Source organism: Candidatus Nanopusillus massiliensis, from assembly GCF_920984865.1.
On the sequence record NZ_OV100765.1, the window covers coordinates 602357 to 602946 of the forward strand.

General features: G+C 23.6%; 2 protein-coding genes (1 of these 2 cut by a window edge). Both read left to right on the forward strand.

From position 1 onward, the window contains the following. Positions 1 to 188: 188 nt before the first annotated feature. The gene (locus LUA84_RS05580; protein WP_457913402.1) at positions 189 to 401 is read left to right on the forward strand and encodes a hypothetical protein; all 213 of its coding nucleotides are present in this window, start codon (positions 189 to 191) and stop codon (positions 399 to 401) included. Further along, positions 361 to 590: the 5' portion of an ABC transporter transmembrane domain-containing protein gene (locus LUA84_RS05585; RefSeq protein WP_457913305.1), read on the forward strand. It continues 160 nt past the right edge of the window; the window shows 230 of its 390 coding nt (coding positions 1-230); it begins with the start codon at positions 361 to 363; the stop codon falls past the right edge of the window. The genes LUA84_RS05580 and LUA84_RS05585 overlap by 41 nt, the downstream gene beginning before the upstream one ends.

Consider the following 590-nt stretch of genomic DNA (forward strand, 5'->3'; position numbering starts at 1 on the left):
TCTTATATCAAAAATACAATCAATGGAAGTATTTCTTACAATAATTTTCTTAATGCTAATATCTTCTATTATTTCTAGATTTNNNTATTTAATAGGTAATTCTTTATTAAATATTACACAGACAAAAATCAGAAAGGGAATAAGAGAGTTATATATTAGAACATATAATTTTTAATGATGTTTCTTTTATAGAAAAATACTCTCCTTCTACATTAATAGCAAGATATCAAACGGATATAGAAGAAATAGATGGTTTTATTGCATTTGANCTGCCTTTTATAATTATAGATACTTTAATGCTTGTTGGGACCCTTATTATACTTTTTTTATTATTACCATTTTTAGCAATACCTATAATAATTGCCAGCATTTGTTATTTTTGTTCTTTTCATAATTTATGAAAGAAAAATTAGAAGAATTGATAAAAAAGCAAGAATAAAGTCTGTAGATGCCGAAACTCAAGTAAATAATGTTCTAAGGAACTTTTATAGCATTAAGTTATTCTCAAAAGAAAAAGAAGAATATGAAAAAACAAAAAATATAATAAACACTTGGTATTNGACAGATACTCAGGTAGGAAAACTTATTAC